Source organism: Sulfitobacter sp. JL08 (assembly GCF_003352045.1).
Lineage (GTDB): Bacteria > Pseudomonadota > Alphaproteobacteria > Rhodobacterales > Rhodobacteraceae > JL08.
On sequence record NZ_CP025815.1, the window covers coordinates 959,470 to 976,677 of the forward strand.

General features: G+C 59.0%; 14 protein-coding genes. 9 read left to right on the plus strand and 5 right to left on the minus strand.

Annotated elements, in window-relative coordinates; all coding sequences use genetic code 11:
- The first annotated feature begins 68 nt into the window (after positions 1-68).
- On the plus strand, positions 69-1,403 hold the full coding sequence (locus tag C1J05_RS04860) for an 8-oxoguanine deaminase (protein ID WP_114869265.1): 1,335 nt from the start codon (positions 69-71) through the stop codon (positions 1,401-1,403).
- Positions 1,404-1,406: 3 nt separating this feature from the next.
- Positions 1,407-1,832 carry a CAP domain-containing protein gene (locus tag C1J05_RS04865; RefSeq protein ID WP_114869266.1) on the plus strand — a complete coding sequence of 142 codons (426 nt, stop codon included), beginning with the start codon at positions 1,407-1,409 and terminating at the stop codon, positions 1,830-1,832.
- Between the two features lie 5 nt (positions 1,833-1,837).
- Here the strand turns inward: C1J05_RS04865 and guaD are convergent, their stop codons facing one another.
- Positions 1,838-3,136, minus strand: coding sequence for a guanine deaminase (gene guaD / locus C1J05_RS04870; RefSeq protein ID WP_114869267.1), 1,299 nt, complete (start codon positions 3,134-3,136; stop codon positions 1,838-1,840).
- A gap of 134 nt (positions 3,137-3,270) precedes the next feature.
- Between guaD and mgtE the strand changes: the two genes are divergently transcribed.
- From mgtE to C1J05_RS04905, 6 genes are all read left to right on the plus strand, one after another.
- Positions 3,271-4,656, plus strand: coding sequence for a magnesium transporter (gene mgtE, locus C1J05_RS04875; protein ID WP_114869268.1), 1,386 nt, complete (start codon positions 3,271-3,273; stop codon positions 4,654-4,656).
- A complete protein-coding gene (locus C1J05_RS04880; RefSeq protein WP_114869269.1) occupies positions 4,653-5,210 on the plus strand; it encodes a 5-formyltetrahydrofolate cyclo-ligase in 558 nt (185 codons plus the stop codon). Before mgtE ends, C1J05_RS04880 begins: the two co-directional genes overlap by 4 nt.
- Before the next feature lie 62 nt (positions 5,211-5,272).
- Positions 5,273-6,085 carry a TIGR00282 family metallophosphoesterase gene (locus tag C1J05_RS04885; RefSeq protein WP_114869270.1) on the plus strand — a complete coding sequence of 271 codons (813 nt, stop codon included), beginning with the start codon at positions 5,273-5,275 and terminating at the stop codon, positions 6,083-6,085.
- The gene (locus tag C1J05_RS04890) at positions 6,082-7,011 is read left to right on the plus strand and encodes a DMT family transporter (RefSeq protein WP_254684704.1); all 930 of its coding nucleotides are present in this window, start codon (positions 6,082-6,084) and stop codon (positions 7,009-7,011) included. Before C1J05_RS04885 ends, C1J05_RS04890 begins: the two co-directional genes overlap by 4 nt.
- 49 nt (positions 7,012-7,060) lie before the next feature.
- Complete coding sequence (locus tag C1J05_RS04895; RefSeq protein ID WP_114869271.1) at positions 7,061-8,839, plus strand: SLC13 family permease; 1,779 nt, start codon at positions 7,061-7,063, stop codon at positions 8,837-8,839.
- Between the two features lie 359 nt (positions 8,840-9,198).
- Positions 9,199-10,737, plus strand: coding sequence for a recombinase family protein (locus C1J05_RS04905; protein WP_114869273.1), 1,539 nt, complete (start codon positions 9,199-9,201; stop codon positions 10,735-10,737).
- A gap of 740 nt (positions 10,738-11,477) precedes the next feature.
- On the opposite strand, the gene C1J05_RS04910 is transcribed toward C1J05_RS04905, so the two are convergent.
- Positions 11,478-12,419, minus strand: coding sequence for a pirin family protein (locus tag C1J05_RS04910; RefSeq protein WP_114869274.1), 942 nt, complete (start codon positions 12,417-12,419; stop codon positions 11,478-11,480).
- 378 nt (positions 12,420-12,797) lie between these two features.
- Complete coding sequence (locus tag C1J05_RS04915) at positions 12,798-14,570, minus strand: SLC13 family permease (protein WP_114869275.1); 1,773 nt, start codon at positions 14,568-14,570, stop codon at positions 12,798-12,800.
- Between the two features lie 163 nt (positions 14,571-14,733).
- Here C1J05_RS04915 and C1J05_RS04920 point away from each other — a divergent pair, with 163 nt between their 5' ends.
- Positions 14,734-15,474, plus strand: a complete 741-nt coding sequence (locus C1J05_RS04920; protein WP_114872121.1) for a YebC/PmpR family DNA-binding transcriptional regulator — start codon at positions 14,734-14,736, stop codon at positions 15,472-15,474.
- A 13-nt stretch (positions 15,475-15,487) separates the two neighbouring features.
- On the opposite strand, the gene C1J05_RS04925 is transcribed toward C1J05_RS04920, so the two are convergent.
- Together C1J05_RS04925 and C1J05_RS04930 are read right to left on the minus strand one after the other, a co-directional pair.
- Positions 15,488-16,180: a nitroreductase family protein gene (locus C1J05_RS04925; RefSeq protein ID WP_114869276.1), complete on the minus strand. Its 693-nt coding sequence runs from the start codon at positions 16,178-16,180 to the stop codon at positions 15,488-15,490.
- Positions 16,181-16,241: 61 nt separating this feature from the next.
- Positions 16,242-17,126: a LysR family transcriptional regulator ArgP gene (locus C1J05_RS04930; protein WP_114869277.1), complete on the minus strand. Its 885-nt coding sequence runs from the start codon at positions 17,124-17,126 to the stop codon at positions 16,242-16,244.
- Positions 17,127-17,208 lie beyond the last annotated feature (82 nt).

Sequence of the window (17,208 nt, forward strand, 5' to 3'; positions counted from 1 at the left end):
GTCTTCTGTTGATGCAGCTTCACACTTCAAACCGAAGCGGGCCATACGAAGTGTGAAGGATTTTTTTTATGACCGACATCACCATCATCAATGCACAGTCCATTGTGACAATGGACGACACGCGCCGCGAATTGGCCGGATGCGATATCCGGATCAGCAACGGGGTGATCACCGAAATTGGACCAAACTTGCCGCGCAGTGGCACGGTTGTGAACGCTGAATACTGTGTCGTGACCCCTGGCTTGGTCAACACGCACCACCATTTGTACCAGACCCTGACGCGTGCAGTTCCCGGTGGTCAGGATGCGCTGTTGTTCGGCTGGCTGCAAACGCTCTATCCGATCTGGGCGCGGTTCGGGCCCGATGAAATGCGCGTGTCGGCGCAGGTCGGGCTGGCTGAACTGGCGCTCAGCGGCTGCACGCTCAGCTCCGATCACCTGTATCTTTATCCCAACGGCGCCCGCCTTGAGGATACGATAGACGCCGCGCGCAGCGTCGGGCTGCGGTTTCACCCGACCCGCGGCGCGATGAGCATCGGGGTCAGCGCGGGTGGTCTGCCCCCCGATGATCTGGTCGAGGCCGAAGCTGCTATTCTGAACGATTGCATCCGCGTGATCGATGCCTTTCACGACCCCGCCGAAGGGTCGATGTGCCGCGTCGGCATTGCCCCCTGTTCCCCGTTTTCCGTCAGCCGTGAATTGATGCGTGATGCCGCGCTGCTGGCGCGGGACAAGGGCGTGATGCTGCACACACATCTGGCCGAAAATGACGAAGATATTGCCTACAGCCTTGAGAAATTCGGCTGCCGCCCGGGCCAGTACGCACAGGATCTGGGCTGGACAGGGGATGACGTCTGGCACGCGCATTGCGTCAAGCTGGACACATCCGAGATTGATCTGTTCGCGCGTACCCGCACCGGCGTGGCCCATTGCCCCTGTTCCAACTGCCGCCTTGGGTCGGGTATCGCGCCAGTGCGCGCCATGCGCGATGCCGGTGTACCGGTGGGTCTGGGTGTGGACGGATCGGCCAGCAACGATGCCGGTAATCTGGTGTCCGAGGCGCGCCTTTCGATGTTGTTGCAGCGGGTCGCCAACGGGGCCGACGCGATGAGCGCGCGTGAGGCGCTGGAGATTGCAACACGCGGCGGTGCCGACGTGCTGGGCCGACCCGACTGCGGGCGCATCACCGTAGGCAAGCGTGCGGATATTGCCATCTGGGATGTGTCGGGCATTGAAAGCGCGGGAAGTTGGGATCCGGCAGCGCTTTTGCTGGCGGGGCCGACACGCGTCAAACATTTGCTGGTGGACGGGCGCGCGGTTGTGACGGACGGGCAGATTGCGACGCTTGATTTGCCCGCACTGATCGCCAAACAAAACAGGCTGGCAATGCAATTGATGGAGTGATGGATGAAGCTTGCGATTATCACGGTGATGACCGTGCTGTGGGCCGTGTCGGGGGCTGCGAACCCACAGGCACTGGACGCACTGAATACGTATCGCACCGATAACGGGCGCGCGCCGGTGGTCTATTCGCAGGAATTGGAACGCGTGGCACGCGCGCACGGCATGGATATGGAAAGCAAAGGCTTCTTTTCCCACACCGGCAGCAACGGGTCCGGTCTGGGGGATCGTCTGCGCGCGGGCGGGTACAGCTATTGTTTTGCTGCCGAAAACATCGCCAAGGGGCAGACATCACTGGGCGCGGTAATGAACAGTTGGGCCAAATCCAAGGGGCATCGCAAAAACATGCTGCACCGCAAGGCAACCGCATTCGGCCTGTTTCGCGCGCCAGACAACATCTGGGTGATGGTTCTGGCCACGCCGGGGTGTTGACGCGGTCAGGCGATCTGTGCGCGTTTGCCGCCGATCCAGACATCGGCAATTGATCTGTCATCGCCCATCATGATGGTCGGGAAAAGCGCCTCCCACAGGTCGTCGGCGCGGGCTGCGCGCTGGGCGATGGCGGGTGTGGCGTGCAGATCAAGTACGACGATATCCGCCTCGTTCCCGGCGACAAGGTTGCCGATCTGATGATCCATATGCAGCGCCGCCGCTGATCCGGCGGTGGCCAGCCATATCAGTTGGCCTGCGTGCAGCGGTGTGCCGCGCAACTGGCCGATTTCATAGGCGGCCGCCATGGTGCGCAACATCGAAAACGATGATCCGCCACCGGTGTCCGTGGCCAGCCCGACACGCTGGCCGCCCGCCTTCAACCCTGCCATATCGAACAGGCCCGATCCTATGAACGTGTTTGACGTCGGACAATGCACCAGCGCGCCACCTACCTCGCGCAGGCGGTCCTTTTCGCGCTGTTCCAGATGGATCGCATGCCCGTAAAGTCCCTTGCCCCCCAGCAATCCGTGGGCTTCATAGGTGTCCAGATAATCACGGGCCTGCGGATAAAGCTCTTTCACCCAGGCGATTTCATCCACCTGTTCGCTCAGGTGGGTTTGCATCAGGCAATCGGGATGTTCGGCCCACAGCGCACCAACCGCATCCATCTGTTCGGGCGTGGATGTCGGCGAAAACCGCGGCGTGATCGCATAGGATAAACGCCCCATCCCATACCATTTTTCCAGCAATGCCTTGCTGTCGTCATAAGCTGATTGTGGCGTATCGCGCAGCCCGTCCGGCGCGTTGCGATCCATGCAGGTCTTGCCCGTAATCACCCGCTGGCCGCGCCGCAAAGCCTCTTTAAAAAACGCATCCACGCTGGTGGGATGGATCGTGCCGAAACTGCACATTGTCGTGGTGCCGTGCGATGTGGTGATATCCAGATAGCGTGCCGCAATCTCAGCGGCATAATCCGCATCCCCAAACCGCATTTCTTCGGGAAAGGTGTAGCTGTTCAGCCAGTCGATCAGGCGTTTGCCCCAACTGGCGATCATGGCCGTCTGGGGATAGTGCACATGCGCATCCACAAATCCTGCCAAAATCAGTTTGTCACCGTAATCGTTAACCGGCACCTGCGGGTTTTGTGCGCGCAGGGTTTCACCATCGCCGACCTGCTCGATCTGCCCGTCGCGCAGCAAAACGCCGCCATCGGTGTTGATACGCGCGGCTTGCGCAACCGGGACCGCAAAGGGATCGGCATCAAAGCTCAGGGTTTGCCCCAGCAAAAGTGCGGTTGTGGTCATCTGCGTCTGCCTTTCTGTGCCACGCCAGCCTTCACGGGAATTTGCGCAACGTGGCAAGGGTGCCATTGTAAGTCCAGCACGCCTTATCCTATTGTGCGGGCACACCGTCAAACAAAGAATTGCGGGGCGCGCGAATGTCGGACGAGATCGAAAACCCGGAAGCCGAGCGCGACGAAGTCGCGTATTCGTTGGGGCGCAAGGATGTTGCTGCGATTCTCTATGCGGTGGACATAGACGACCGCGAAACGCTGACCCGGTTGATGGAGCCGCTGCACGCCGCAGACATCGCCGACCTTCTGGAACAGATCAACTCCTATGACCGGGCGCGCCTGATCCGGCTTTATGACCGCGAGTTCGACGGCGAAATTCTGACCGAGCTTGATGAAAGCATCCGCGAGGAAGTTATTGCGGTTCTTAACCCGCAGATTCTGGCGGACGCGGTGCGCGAGCTGGAAAGCGACGATGTTGTCGATCTGGTCGAAGATCTGGACGAGCCCCAGCAAGAAGCGATTCTGGGCGCGCTGGACGATGCCGACAGGGTCGCGGTGCAGCAGGCCCTGTCTTATCCGGAATATTCTGCCGGTCGTTTGATGCAGCGCGAAGTTGTCATGGCGCCCGAACATTGGACTGTTGGCGAAGCTATTGATTACATTCGCAGTTCTGAACATCTGCCGGAACAATTCTACCATATTGTATTGGTTGATCCACGCATGCATCCGGTAGGCAATGTCACGCTGGGCCGTCTGATGGGATCGGCCCGCAAAGTCAAATTGCGTGACATCATGGAAGACGTTTTCCAGATCATTCCGGTCGATCAGGACGAGGGCGATGTGGCCTATGCGTTCAACCAGTACCATCTGATTTCTGCCCCCGTGATTGATGAAAACGGCCGCCTTGTCGGGGTGATCACCATTGATGACGCGATGGCCGTGCTGGATGAAGAACACGAAGAAGACATTCTGCGTCTGGCCGGTGTCGGCGAAAGTTCGTTGTCTGACAGTATTTTCGAAACCACCCGCCAGCGTCTGCCGTGGCTTGTTGTCAATCTGGGCACCGCCATTCTGGCATCGATCGTGATTGCCCAGTTCGAAGGCACGTTGCAAAGCCTTGTGGCGCTGGCGATCCTGATGCCGATCGTGGCGTCGATGGGGGGCAATGCGGGCACACAATCGCTGACGGTTGCGGTGCGCGCCATTGCCACCCGCGATTTGACCGGCTCCAACATCTGGCGCGTGATCCGGCGCGAGGCGGCGGTGGGCCTGATCAACGGATTGGTGTTTGCGGTGATGATGGGGGTTGTCAGTCTGATCTGGTTCGGTTCGCCCGCTTTGGGGATGGTGATTGCGCTGGCCATGATCATCAACCTGCTGGTGGCGGGGCTGGCCGGTATTGCGATACCGGTTGTCATGGAACGTGTCGGCATCGATCCGGCACTTGCCTCGGGCACCTTTGTCACAACGGTGACGGATGTGGTCGGCTTTATGGCCTTTCTGGGTATGGCTTCGATGGTGTTGTTATGACCGATCTTTCCGTGATCAAGGCGGCGGCGCGCAAAGCCGCTTTTGCCCGTCGTCAAGTGGCGTTTAACGCCGCATATCCCGGTGCCGCCGGGCATTTAAGCCAGGTTCTGGCAGGTTATCGCGGGGTGCCGCTGGCCGGATACATGGCCATGCGCACCGAAATCGATCCAACCCCCGCCATGGAAGAGGCTGCAGCCCACGGGCCGGTGTGCGTACCGGTGATCATGGGGGCGGGCCAGCGCCTGAAATTCAGCCGCTGGACACCTGATATTGCCCTGCGCGACGGCCCCTTTGGCGCCAATGTGCCCGCCGTAGATGACTTTATCGAACCCGAAATTCTGATCGTGCCGCTGGTTGCCTTTGACCGCAAAGGCGGGCGGTTGGGCTATGGCGGCGGGTTTTACGATCGCACCTTGCAAGCCTTGCGCGCCAGTCGCCCGACGCTGGCCATCGGATTTGCCTTTGCCGCACAAGAGACTGATGCATTGCCGCTGGAACCCACCGATCAGCCGCTGGACCTGATCGTAACGGAACGCGGCGTGATCACGCCCTAAGCGCTGTTAGAGGATGCAGCTTTCTATTGCTCTTGTCTGTCCCCCGCCCTAGGACGGGCGACATGAGATGTTTGTTTCTGGGTGACGTAATGGGCCGCGCCGGGCGCGCGGCAGTGTGGGAGCATTTGCCCCGCATACGGGATGAATGGCGGCTGGATTTCGTCGTGGTGAACGGTGAAAATGCCAGCAACGGCATGGGGCTAAGTGCCGATCATGCGCGGGTGCTGTTGGCGGCGGGGGCCGATTGCATCACTTTGGGCGATCATGCGTTCGATCAAAAGGACATGCTGCAGTTCATCGAAACCGAACCGCGCATCCTGCGCCCGCTGAATTTTGCCAAATCCGCACCGGGCAAGGGGTTTCGCCTGTTCACCGCGCGGGGCGGGCGCAAGGTTCTGGTGCTGCAGGTGCTGGGGCAGGTGTTCATGAAACGCCCGTTTGATGATCCGTTTTCCGCTGTCGAGCCAGTACTGAAATCGCACCCTCTGGGCGGTATGGCCAGCGCCGTGATCGTCGATATGCATTGCGAGGCGAGCTCTGAAAAGATGGCGATGGGGCATTACTGCGATGGACGCGCAAGCCTGGTGGTCGGCACCCATACCCATGTGCCCACGGCCGATGCCCAGATTCTGAACGGCGGAACAGCCTATCAGACCGATGCGGGCATGTGCGGCGATTACAATTCGGTGATCGGCATGGACAAGGGCGAACCGATGCGCCGTTTTATCACCGGTATGCCCAAGGCACGGTTTACCCCCGCCGCGGGCGAGGCAACGCTTTCGGGGGTTTTTGTCGACAGCGACGATAAAACCGGCCTTGCGCGCGAGGTGCAGATGGTCCGGATTGGCGGACGGTTGCAACAGGCCGCCCCATGACGACGCACATGCGCCTGTTTTTCATCGCCATTCTGGTTCTTCTTGGGGTGGGATGGGGCGCAACCATTCCGATGACCAAACTCGCGGTCAGCACGGGGCACCAGCATTTTGGCCTTATTTTCTGGCAATTGGTGATCGGGGCAACGCTGATGGCGGGCCTGTCACGTTTGCGCGGGCGCGCATTGCCGTTGGGGCGGGCGCAAATCAAAACCTATCTGGTGATCGCGCTGATCGGGACCGTCATTCCAAATTCAGCCAGCTATCAGGCCATCGCGCATCTGCCCGCCGGTGTCATGTCGATCCTGTTGTCCCTGATCCCGATGCTGGCCTTTCCCATGGCCCTTGCCCTTGGACAGGACCAGTTCAACACCCGCCGTTTTTGCGGGCTGCTGTTCGGGCTTGCCGGTGTGATGGTGCTGATCCTGCCCGAAGCGTCGCTGCCGGACCGTAGCGCGATCTGGTGGGTTATGATCGCTGTGGCAAGCAGCATCTGCTACGCGTTCGAAGGCAATTACGTCGCCCGGTGGGGCACCGCGGGGCTGGACCCGATCGAAGTGTTGTTTGGTGCATCCGTTGTGGGCGCGCTGATCGCGCTTCCTCTGGCATTGGGCAGCGGGCAGTGGATCAATCCGTTTATCCCCTACGGTGTCGCGGAATGGGCGCTGATCGGATCATCGCTGATCCATGTGCTTGTCTATGCCGGCTATGTCTGGCTGGTGGGCAAGGCCGGTCCCGTTTTTGCGGTGCAGGTCAGTTATCTGGTGACGGGTTTTGGTGTGATCTGGTCTTTGATCGTGCTGAACGAAAGCTATTCACCCTATATCTGGATGGCGCTTGCGCTGATGTTTGCGGGCCTTTTTCTGGTTCAGCCACGGCCCAAAGCAATCCTTGCTCCGGCCAAGCCGATGGGCGACAATGCGCTGTAAAGTGATGACGGACTTTTGAAAAAAGACGTTCCGGAGCAACGGGTTATCGATGCAGATTTTTGAACTTTCGCAAACCGCGAGTGCCATTGTTGCGCTATGTGTCGTGGGTATCATGTTTTTGTTGTTCCTGCGCGAGGCCCTGCCAACCGAGGTGGTGGCAATCGCTGGTGTCGCGCTGATGCTTGCCTTGGGTGTTTTGCCCTATGATGCGGCCCTGACCGTTCTGTCAAACCCCGCGCCATGGACGATCGCGGCGATGTTCATCATCATGGGCGCGCTTGTTCGGACGGGCGCGCTGGACGCCTTTACATCGGTCGCCGACCGGACTGCCAAATCAAATCCGACGATGGCGATTGTGATGCTGATGGCATTTGTCGTTCTGTCTTCGGCCGTGGTGTCGAACACGCCTGTGGTCGTGGTGATGATACCGGTCTTCATCCAGCTGGCACGTACCCTGGGCATCAATGCATCAAAACTGCTGATCCCGTTAAGCTACGCGGCCATTCTGGGCGGCACGCTGACGCTGATCGGAACCTCGACAAACCTGCTGGTGGACGGGGTTGCACGCGCGCAGGGGCTAAAGCCGTTCACCATTTTCGAAGTGACACCGCTGGGATTTGCACTGGTGATCTGGGGCATGATCTATTTGCGGTTCATTGCGCCCATGCTGCTGCCCGACCGGGACAGTATCGGCAACCTGCTGTCTGACAAATCGCAGATGAAGTTCTTTACCGAAGCGGTCATTCCGCCCGACAGCAACCTGATCGGGCGCGAGGTGCTGGGCGTGCAACTGTTCAAACGCGAAGGCGTGCGCCTGATCGACGTGATCCGGGGCGACGTTTCGCTGCGCCGCAATCTAAAGGACGTCACGCTGGAGGTGGGTGACCGTGTCGTCTTGCGCACGCAGATGACCGAATTGTTAAGCCTGCAACGCGACAAATCCCTGAAACGGGTCGATCAGGTTTCGGCGGTCGAAACCGCCACGGTCGAGGTATTGCTGACGCCAGCCTGCAAGATGGCAGGGCGCAGTCTGGGATCCATGCGGCTGCGGCGACGCTATGGTGTCTATCCACTGGCCGTGCACGGACGCAACCAGCGCTTTGGCCGCCAGCTGGATGATGTCGTGGTCAAGGTCGGCGATACGCTTTTGCTGGAAGGCGCGCCAGAAGACATTGCCCGCCTTGCTGCCGATATGGAACTGGCGGATGTCTCGCACCCTTCTGCGCGCGCATTCCGGCGCAGTCATGCGCCGATTGTCATCGCGTCGCTGTTCGGCATCGTCATTCTGGCGGCGTTCGGTGTGGCGCCGATTTTCTTCCTGTCCATTCTGGCGGTTGCGGTGGTGCTTGTCACCGGCTGTATCGACGCAGAAGAGGCGTTTTCCTTTGTTGAAGGGCGGCTTTTGGCGCTGATTTTCGCGATGCTGGCCATCGGGGCGGCGCTGGATGCATCCGGTGCCGTCGCCCTGATCGTCGACGTGATTGCGCCGGGGCTTGGCCTGTTGCCGCCCTTCCTGATTGTCTGGGCGATCTACCTGCTGACATCGGTGCTGACCGAACTGGTGTCCAACAACGCGGTCGCGGTGGTTGTTACCCCCATCGCCATCGGGTTGGCCAGCGCCATGGGTATTGATCCGCGCCCGCTGGTCGTGGCTGTCATGATCGCGGCCAGCGCGTCTTTTGCCACGCCGATCGGCTATCAGACCAACACGCTGGTCTATGGCCCGGGCGGCTATCGCTTTACGGATTTCATGAAGGTCGGTATCCCGCTGAACCTGAGCATCGGAATATTGGCATCCGCGCTTATTCCGTTCATCTGGCCGTTCTGACACAGCACAGGCCGGGTAAAAGTATTTTTGAAAAGATGAAGCGGCAACGTGGGGACCATGCGCGACCCGGCCACCTGTCAGAGCGGCCAGAACACCAGTATCGCGGGGATGGATACGGTTACGACGATCACCTCGAGCGGCAGGCCGATCCGCCAGTAATCGCCGAAATGATACCCGCCGGGACCAAGGATCAGCGTGTTGTTATTATATGGGGTATAGTGCTATGGGTGGTGTGTAGCGTTGGGTTGTACCTGAGGTTCTTTGGTAAGTCATTGATCTATCTCTGCTTTCCCGTGTTACGATAACTGAGTGAGGAAGAGGGACCGCATCGGTCCTATTGCAAACCTGAAGGAAACCAGATGAACATCCACAGCAACATGCCAGATCAGAAGACCGCCACCGCCTACAGTTACGTCCGGTTCTCCTCTGAGGGCCAGAAGGAAGGCACCTCAGTCGAACGTCAGATCAAGAAGGCACAGGAGTGGTGCCAGCGGGAAGGCTACAACCTCTCCACGGAAACCTTCGAGGACTTGGGGGTCTCTGCCTTCAAGGGGGCCAACGTCGATCTCGGTGCGCTGGGCGCATTCCTTCAGGCTGTCGAGACCGGTGCTGTGGAGAGTGGGTCGATCCTGATCGTGGAGAACCTAGACCGTCTATCCCGTCAGCACTTCGAGGAAGGGTATCTCCTGATCAAGCGGATCACCCAAGCTGGCATCAACGTGGTCACCCTAAGCGACAACAAGATGTATCACGCAGGCTCCCCACTCGCACTGGTCGATATGATCACCATGATCGTGGGGTTCGAGAGAGCCAACCAAGAGAGCAAGTACAAGTCAGAGCGGGTAGGGGCTGCATGGAAGAGCAATGCCAAGAAGGTTGCCGAGGGGAAACGTAAGAGAACCACCAAGGTACCCGCTTGGATCAACTTCAAGGGGGACACACTGGAGACAGGGTCGTTCACGATCATCAAGGACAAGGCTGCAGTCGCTAAGGAACTGTTCGAGCGCTACGCCACCGGTGAACCAACCAACGCCATCGCTACGGACCTGCGCAACCGAGGCATCCCAACGCTGTCTGGACGTGGCAAATGGACAGGACCGCTGATCTACCTACTGGTCCGTGAGGTGACACCCTATGGCACCCTCCAGATCGGCAAGGGGACCAAGAAGGAACGGGTGATCATCGATACCGTGAAGGACTACTACCCCCGCATTGTCGATGAGGAGACAGAGCGGCGTGTACGTCACCGCATCCAGACCGGTGCAGCCACGGTGAAGGTGAAACAGCAGGGGCAATGCAGGGGTCGCCTCGTGGGTGTTCTCAGGTCCTCTGAGGGCAACAAGGCGAAGGCCAAGCGCAACAGCGGGTCTGTCTCATACGTGGACATCATCACCAATAAGTACATCGGGGCTGTGACCTACATCGATCAGGTCCTCATGGATGATTGGCCAGAGGTGGTGAAGGCCTACGGGGTCGAGACCAGTGCTGAGGCTGAGGCCATGGAAGAGGAACTCAAAGCAGCCGAGGAGAACCTAGAGTTCCTCCAAGCCCGCCTAGCGTCCACCACAGGCAAGAGACCAGCAGGGCGACCCAACGCAGCCCTAGAGCGTCTGATCATCGCTGCAGAGGCCGAGGTCGAAGAGTGCCACCGGAACCTGCAGGCTGTGTCCCGCTCCACCCGAGTACACGGATCGGTCCCCTCTGAGATTGTCCTCATGCCCATCCCCGAGGCCAACGAGTGGGTCAGGAAGCTGATCGAGGAGGCAAGGGTGTACCGTGATGGTCGTGGTCCTAACCAGCGGATCGCCATCTTACTGCGCCTCAAGAATGGGGTGAGGTTGAGCATCGGGGATGCCTCGGTGGGTATGCAGCCAATCCATATAAACAAGGGCAAATAATAACCCCTCCCCCATGAGATACCCACCCAAGGTTAAACCCTATGTTACCACCTAGAGTTACACCTAGAGTTAACCTCGGGTTCTACATAAGGTTAACCATGAGCATGGGAGGTGTTGATTACCACCATCAATACCACCATCAATCAATCACCTAAGTAGATACCCCGAGTTAACCCCGTGTGAGAGCACGGGGATATACACGGTGCACATACGATAAGCTGCACCCCTCAGCATTGACGTGGGTGAGATGCACCTCACGACCACTCACAGCCACCCCGAGCCACACCCTCTGGAACCCCTTGTTTCTATGGCTATCGAATTACCCCTACGCCTAGAGATAAGATACCCAAGGATAAACTATAGTTGTATACTAAGAGTACACCTCAAGTTCTCCTACAGTGTACCTTGGGTGAACCCAGAGTGATGGATGTATGGTGATCTACCTACCAAGTTACAACTTAGAGATATCATCATGTTGAACCTGCCGTGATGGGTGCAGGGTGATCATGATCAATAGATGATCAGATGTACCTCGAGATGATCCTCAACGTGTAACCGATACCGGTAACCACCCCAATCAATCACCCCAATCAATCCAACCATGTCCAGCGCCTCACCGGTGACTGTGACATTTAACGTCCCAGCCACTTCATTCATGCAAGGAGGTCACCACCATGCGCCATCCCTGCAGTAACCAATCGTGTAACCGGTCGATCCCGTTCAGCGACCTCAAGGCCAACCTATTTATCCGGCAGCGGGATAAACTCCTGATCATCGCCCACCGGCAGGTGGAACCGTGGGTTACTATCCCAGTTCTCACGACGCCACGCTTCCTTTGCGTCCTCGATGCGCTCCTTGGAGGACGCCACGAAATTCCACCAGATATACCGAGGCCCCTCTAGCGTTTCACCTCCGAGCAGCATCACCCGCGCACCCTTAGGTCCAGCTTTTAGCGACACCCGATCATTGGGGCGAAACACCATCATCTTACCAGCAGTGTAGGTTTCACCCGCAACGCTTACCTCACCTTCGACCACATAGGCTCCTCGATCCTCATGATCATCCGGAAGGGGTATCGATGCTCCCGCTTCAAGAACTGCATCGAGATAGAACATCTCAGCAGCCGTCTCGACCGGTGCCCGTTCACCGTAAGCATTGCCAAGTATTAGACGAACCTCCTTACCCTCTCCCTCGATCAACGGCAGGGAGTCAGCGGGGGCGTGTTGGAACAGGGGATCACGGTCCTCGTGGTCCTTTGGTAGGGCGACCCAAGTCTGGATACCAAAGAAGGGCATCGGATCTTTCTGAGTTTCATCATCAGTTCGCTCTGAGTGAGTGATGCCTTTTCCCGCCACCATCCAGTTGACCGCATTGGGTTCAATCCACTGGTCCGTTCCTAGGCTGTCCCTGTGGTGCATTCGACCGCGATAGAGGTAGCTGATCGTAGCTAGGCCTATGTGGGGGTGAGGGCGAACATCCAACCCCTTTGTGGGTAGAAACTCCGCTGGCCCCATTTGATCGAAAAAGATGAAACTTCCAATCATCTGACGGCGTGGCGCGGGTAGGGCACGGCGTACCTCGAAGCCGCCCAGATCACGGGCACGGGGGATGATCACGGTCTCGATGGAATCCACAGCGTCACCTGTGGGGCAGTGTGGGTCCAACGCGGGGTTCCAAGACATTCGTTGCTCTCCTGTGATGGCATCATCGTTGTTCCTAAATATGGCTGCAGGGTGGTACGGATGGAAGCGGCAAGGTGGAACATGGGATGTGCGGGGTTGCACATTGAGTGAACTAGGGGGATCAGTTTTGGGGTCAAAAATCTGAGTGGGTTAATATACGTGAGCCTTCCGCCGCTTCCCCCCGTGGCCCCCTCAGAAACCCCACGAAACACCCAAGGTACACGGGGGGTGGCGGGGGGTGCCCATGGGGTGCCGGTGGTCTCTACCTATACCCCTACGCTGCGCTGTAAGAGGCGCTGTGCGGGGCGCTGAGGGGTGCTTGATGTGTACCGCTTGGGTACCCCAGCCGACACCGCTGCAACCACCTTTTTTGTCATGTTATAAAGGCCAGAACACCAGTATCGCGGGGATCGATACAGCCACGATAATGATCTCCAAGGGTAACCCACAGCGCCAGTAATCACCGAAGCGATAGTTGCCTGCAGATAGGATTAAGGTGTTGTTCTTGTGGCCGATGGGGGTCAGGAAGGCGGAGGAGGCGGCAATGGCAACGGCCATCAGGAACGGATCGGGGGAAACGTTCAGGGAATGGGCCATCTGGATGCCGACCGGCGCGGCAACGATCGTGGTGGCCGTATTGTTCAGCACATCCGACAATGTCATCGTGACCACCATCAGCACTGTCAGGATCATCCACGCGGGCATGCCCAGGGTCAGATCGACAATCGCGCCGGCGATCAGTTCGGTTCCGCCGGCGTTTTCCAGTGCGGCGCCCAGCGGGATCATTGACCCCAGCAGCACCACAACCGGCCATTCGATATGGGTATATAGTTCGGACAGCGGGACAATTCTGGCCAGCACATAGGCGATGACCACCAGCCCAAGCGCAATCGGCAGATAGATCAGGCCAAAGCTGGCGGCGGCGACGGCGGCGGCGAAGATGCCGATGGCCAGCCACACCTTGCTGTTTTCGGTGACGGCCAGACCACGATCTGCCAGCGGCAGGCATCCCAGCCAGTCGGTCACATCGCTTGCCGTGTCGCGCGGGGTCAGCAACAACAGGATATCGCCCGGCTTGATCACTGTTTTGCGCATTTCATTGGTGATGCGCGTGCCTTCACGCGAAATGCCCATAAGCACGGTGCGCTGGCGCCAGGACAATCCGATGGACTGCGCGGTCTTGCCCGCGATGCGCGCGCTTTCGGTCACGACGACCTCGACAATATCAAGCCCTTCGGCATCCGCGTTCAGCTGTTCAGAGCGTTTGGCATCGGCAAAGGCGAGGTTGAGCGCGGTGCGGAATTCATCCAGCGCATCCGGCGTCGCCTCGAGCACAAGGGAATCGCCGGCCTTCAGCACGGTATTGCGCGCCGTGCCGTAGCGCCGTTTACCATCACGGATCAGCCCGAGGATCGCCACATCGCTGCTATGGGCGACGTCTTCCAGTTCAGCCAGGCGCTGGCCAATGATCTTTGCCTCGTCCGGCACCACCAGTTCGGCGATATATTGTGCCAGATCGGCGGTTGATGCGCCGGCGTCTTCGCGGGCGGGGATCAGGCGCCAGCCGATCAGGGCAACAAAGATCAGCCCCGCGATGGCAGCAATCCCGCCCACGGGCGCAAAATCGAACATTTTGAACGGCGCGCCCAGCGCATCCTGACGAATGGCGGCAATAATGATGTTGGGCGGTGTGCCGATCAGTGTGACCATGCCCCCCAGAATGGTCGCGAAACTAAGCGGCATCAGGGACAATCCGGGGCTGCGCCCCGCCTTGCGCGCGGTTTGAACATCAACCGGCATCAACAGCGCAAGGGCCGCAACATTGTTCATGAACGCCGACAACACGCCGCCGATACCGCCCATGATCGCGATATGGCTGCCCAGCGCGCGGCTGCTGTCAACCATCGTCCGGGTGATCAGAAACACCGCGCCCGAGCGCACAAGCCCCGCGGACACCACCAGGACAAGCGCCACAATGATGGTTGCGGGGTGGCCAAAGCCCGAAAACGCATCGTTTACCGGCACAACCCCCAGAACCACACCCAGCATCAGCGCTGAAAACGCCACCAGATCATAGCGGAAGCGGCCCCACAACAGCATGGCGAAAACGGCGATGAAGAGGGAAAACAGGATGATCTGATCAAGGGTCATGGGATTCAATTACCGCAAACGCGCCGTCCATGTAACCAGCAATAACAGAGAGCTATGCGGTTTTGTGCTGCCCGTGGCGCGTGCAGGGGGATTGCCTCTCAGGCAGGCTCTGATTATGACACCGACACCCGCGCTGACACAGCAGAACACATCGGAGAGTACCATGGCCGGCCATTCCAAATGGGCAAACATCCAACACCGCAAGAACCGTCAGGATTCAGTTCGTTCCAAACTGTTTTCCAAGCTGAGCAAGGAAATCACCGTTGCGGCCAAAATGGGCGATCCCGATCCCGACAACAATCCGCGTTTGCGCATGGCGATCAAGGAGGGCAAAAGCCAGTCTTTGCCCAAGGACGTGATCGATCGCGCAATCAAGAAATCGCAGGCCGGTGAAGGCGATGATTACGAAGAAATCCGCTATGAAGGCTATGGCCCCAATGGCGTGGCGGTGATTGTCGAGGCGATGACAGACAACCGCAACCGCACCGCCAGCACCGTGCGCTCGACCTTTACCAAATGCGGCGGCAATCTGGGGGAAACCGGCAGCGTCGGGTTCATGTTCGACCGCAAGGGCGAAATCACCTATCCGGCCAGTGTGGGCGATGCCGATACCGTTCTGATGGCCGCGATCGAGGCTGGTGCCGAAGATGTGGAAAGCACCGAAGAGGGGCATGTGATCTGGTGCGAGGATACGTCGCTGAACGAAGTGTCGACCGCGCTTGAGGCGGAACTGGGGGAAAGTGACTCGACCAAGCTGGTCTGGCGCCCCACAACCACCACCGAAATGGATCTGGACGGGATGCAAAAGCTGATGCGTCTGATCGATGCGCTGGAAGATGATGATGACGTCCAGCGCGTGACCACGAATTTCGAAGCCTCTGACGAGGTGATGGAACAGCTGTGATGCCGGTGCTGGTTTAATCCAGCACGGTCAGTATTTCGTCCAGCGGTTTCTTGATCTTGGCCACGCCGGGCACGGTTGCATCAGCTGCGGGATGACCGACCGCGATGATCATCGTCGGTTTTTCAGAAGCAGGCCGCCCCAGCGCGCCGTTCAGGAACTTCATCGGGTTGGGTGTGTGCGTCAGACTGCACAATCCGGCATGGTGCAGCGCGGCCAGCAGAAACCCTGTCGCGATGTTCACGCTTTCGGGCACATAGTAGTTTTTATAGCGGGTGCCATCGTCAAATTCGCCCCAGCGCTGGGCAAAGACGATAATCAGCCACGGTGCGATGGTCAGATGCGGTTTGTCGGCTGTCGTGCCGATCGGCTCAAGCGCCTTGATCCATTCATCGCCCCCACCGCCTTCGTAAAAGCGGCGTTCTTCGTCTTCGGCTTCGGCGCGGATACGTTGCTTCATCGCCGGATTTGAAACGGCGACGAAGTGCCAGGGCTGGTGGTTGGCGCCGGACGGGGCCGAACCGGCGGTTCGGATACAGCTTTCGATCACGTTGCGCGCAACCGGGCGGTCGGAATAGTCGCGCACCGAATGGCGTTGGCGCATTTTGTCATAAAACGCCTGTGCCGCCGCGCGCATTTGCGCATCCGTCATCTCTGCACGGTCGGGCAGAGGGTGGGGCGCATAGGTCAGGGTGTCCTTGGCGAACATGTCGATGTCTCCTGTCGGTCGGGCACAGTTTGGCGGGGCGGCAAAGAAGGTGCAAGACGGCTTAGGGCTGGATCAGGGCAACCCGCGCCGCCTGCTTGATCGCAGCGCTGAGCGGGGCCAGTGCCGGGGCCATGATCCGGCTGACCTGCCAGTAAAGCGGCGTATCAAGCGGCAGATCGGGGGCCAGCGCAACCAGCGCGCCGCTTGCAATGTGGTGGCGTACCAGTGGTTCGGGGTTCATACCCCAGCCCAGACCCGCCAAAGCCCCGTCGACAAACGCGTGGGTAGACGGCAGCACATGTTTGGGCGGGTTGATCTTGCGCCCGGTCAGGGTTTTGATCCAGCGATGCTGCAACTGGTCCTTCTGGTGAAAGGTCATCATCGGGGCGCACGAAAACGCATCGGCTGTCAGGCCCTTGGTGAACCGCTGCGCTGCAAAGGTCGGGTTGGCCGTTGCAATATAGCGCAATGATCCCAAGGGGATACTGTCATGTCCGGTGACGGGGGCGGCGCGCGATGTGATCGCGGCATTCACGTCGCCCCGCCTTAACCAGTCCGCACTGTGATCCTGATCATCGATCACCAGATCGAACCCCAGATCGGGAACGGCGGCGAGCGCGGGGATCACCCATGTGCCCAGTGAATCTGCGGGCAGGGCAAAGCGCACGGTTGTCAGCCTGTCATTATGTTGCGGCGACAGATCACGCGCCAGCTGCGCTTCCAGCAGAGAAACATCTTCGGCATGTTTGGCCAGACGGCGGCCCAGCGGCGTCGCCTGTGCGGGCGGCCCGCGTTGCACCAGCGTGGCCCCCATCCGGTCTTCCAGCGCTTTCAGCCGTTGCGATACCGCAGAGGGCGTGACGCGCAGGTCGGCCGCCGCCTGATCAAAGCTGCCTGATCGCAGAATGGCACAAAGCGCGGCCAGATGGTTGGGATCGAACTGCATTAGAAACTCTAATCATACGTAAATGTCTTTAATTTGATTAATGGGGAAGCAGAACATAGTCAAACCCGGACCCCAAGAGGAC

What these genes read in the sequence shown, in the direction of transcription:
- C1J05_RS04880 (WP_114869269.1), top strand. Translation starts at nt 4,653, where the DNA reads ATGACCGATCTTTCCGTGATCAAGGCGGCGGCGCGCAAAGCCGCTTTT.
- C1J05_RS04885 (WP_114869270.1), top strand. Translation starts at nt 5,273, where the DNA reads ATGAGATGTTTGTTTCTGGGTGACGTAATGGGCCGCGCCGGGCGCGCG.
- C1J05_RS04860 (WP_114869265.1), top strand. Translation starts at nt 69, where the DNA reads ATGACCGACATCACCATCATCAATGCACAGTCCATTGTGACAATGGAC.
- C1J05_RS04905 (WP_114869273.1), top strand. Translation starts at nt 9,199, where the DNA reads ATGAACATCCACAGCAACATGCCAGATCAGAAGACCGCCACCGCCTAC.
- C1J05_RS04890 (WP_254684704.1), top strand. Translation starts at nt 6,082, where the DNA reads ATGACGACGCACATGCGCCTGTTTTTCATCGCCATTCTGGTTCTTCTT.
- C1J05_RS04895 (WP_114869271.1), top strand. Translation starts at nt 7,061, where the DNA reads ATGCAGATTTTTGAACTTTCGCAAACCGCGAGTGCCATTGTTGCGCTA.
- mgtE (WP_114869268.1), top strand. Translation starts at nt 3,271, where the DNA reads ATGTCGGACGAGATCGAAAACCCGGAAGCCGAGCGCGACGAAGTCGCG.
- C1J05_RS04915 (WP_114869275.1), bottom strand. Translation starts at nt 14,570, where the DNA reads ATGACCCTTGATCAGATCATCCTGTTTTCCCTCTTCATCGCCGTTTTC.
- C1J05_RS04865 (WP_114869266.1), top strand. Translation starts at nt 1,407, where the DNA reads ATGAAGCTTGCGATTATCACGGTGATGACCGTGCTGTGGGCCGTGTCG.
- C1J05_RS04920 (WP_114872121.1), top strand. Translation starts at nt 14,734, where the DNA reads ATGGCCGGCCATTCCAAATGGGCAAACATCCAACACCGCAAGAACCGT.
- C1J05_RS04930 (WP_114869277.1), bottom strand. Translation starts at nt 17,126, where the DNA reads ATGCAGTTCGATCCCAACCATCTGGCCGCGCTTTGTGCCATTCTGCGA.
- C1J05_RS04925 (WP_114869276.1), bottom strand. Translation starts at nt 16,180, where the DNA reads ATGTTCGCCAAGGACACCCTGACCTATGCGCCCCACCCTCTGCCCGAC.
- C1J05_RS04910 (WP_114869274.1), bottom strand. Translation starts at nt 12,419, where the DNA reads ATGTCTTGGAACCCCGCGTTGGACCCACACTGCCCCACAGGTGACGCT.
- guaD (WP_114869267.1), bottom strand. Translation starts at nt 3,136, where the DNA reads ATGACCACAACCGCACTTTTGCTGGGGCAAACCCTGAGCTTTGATGCC.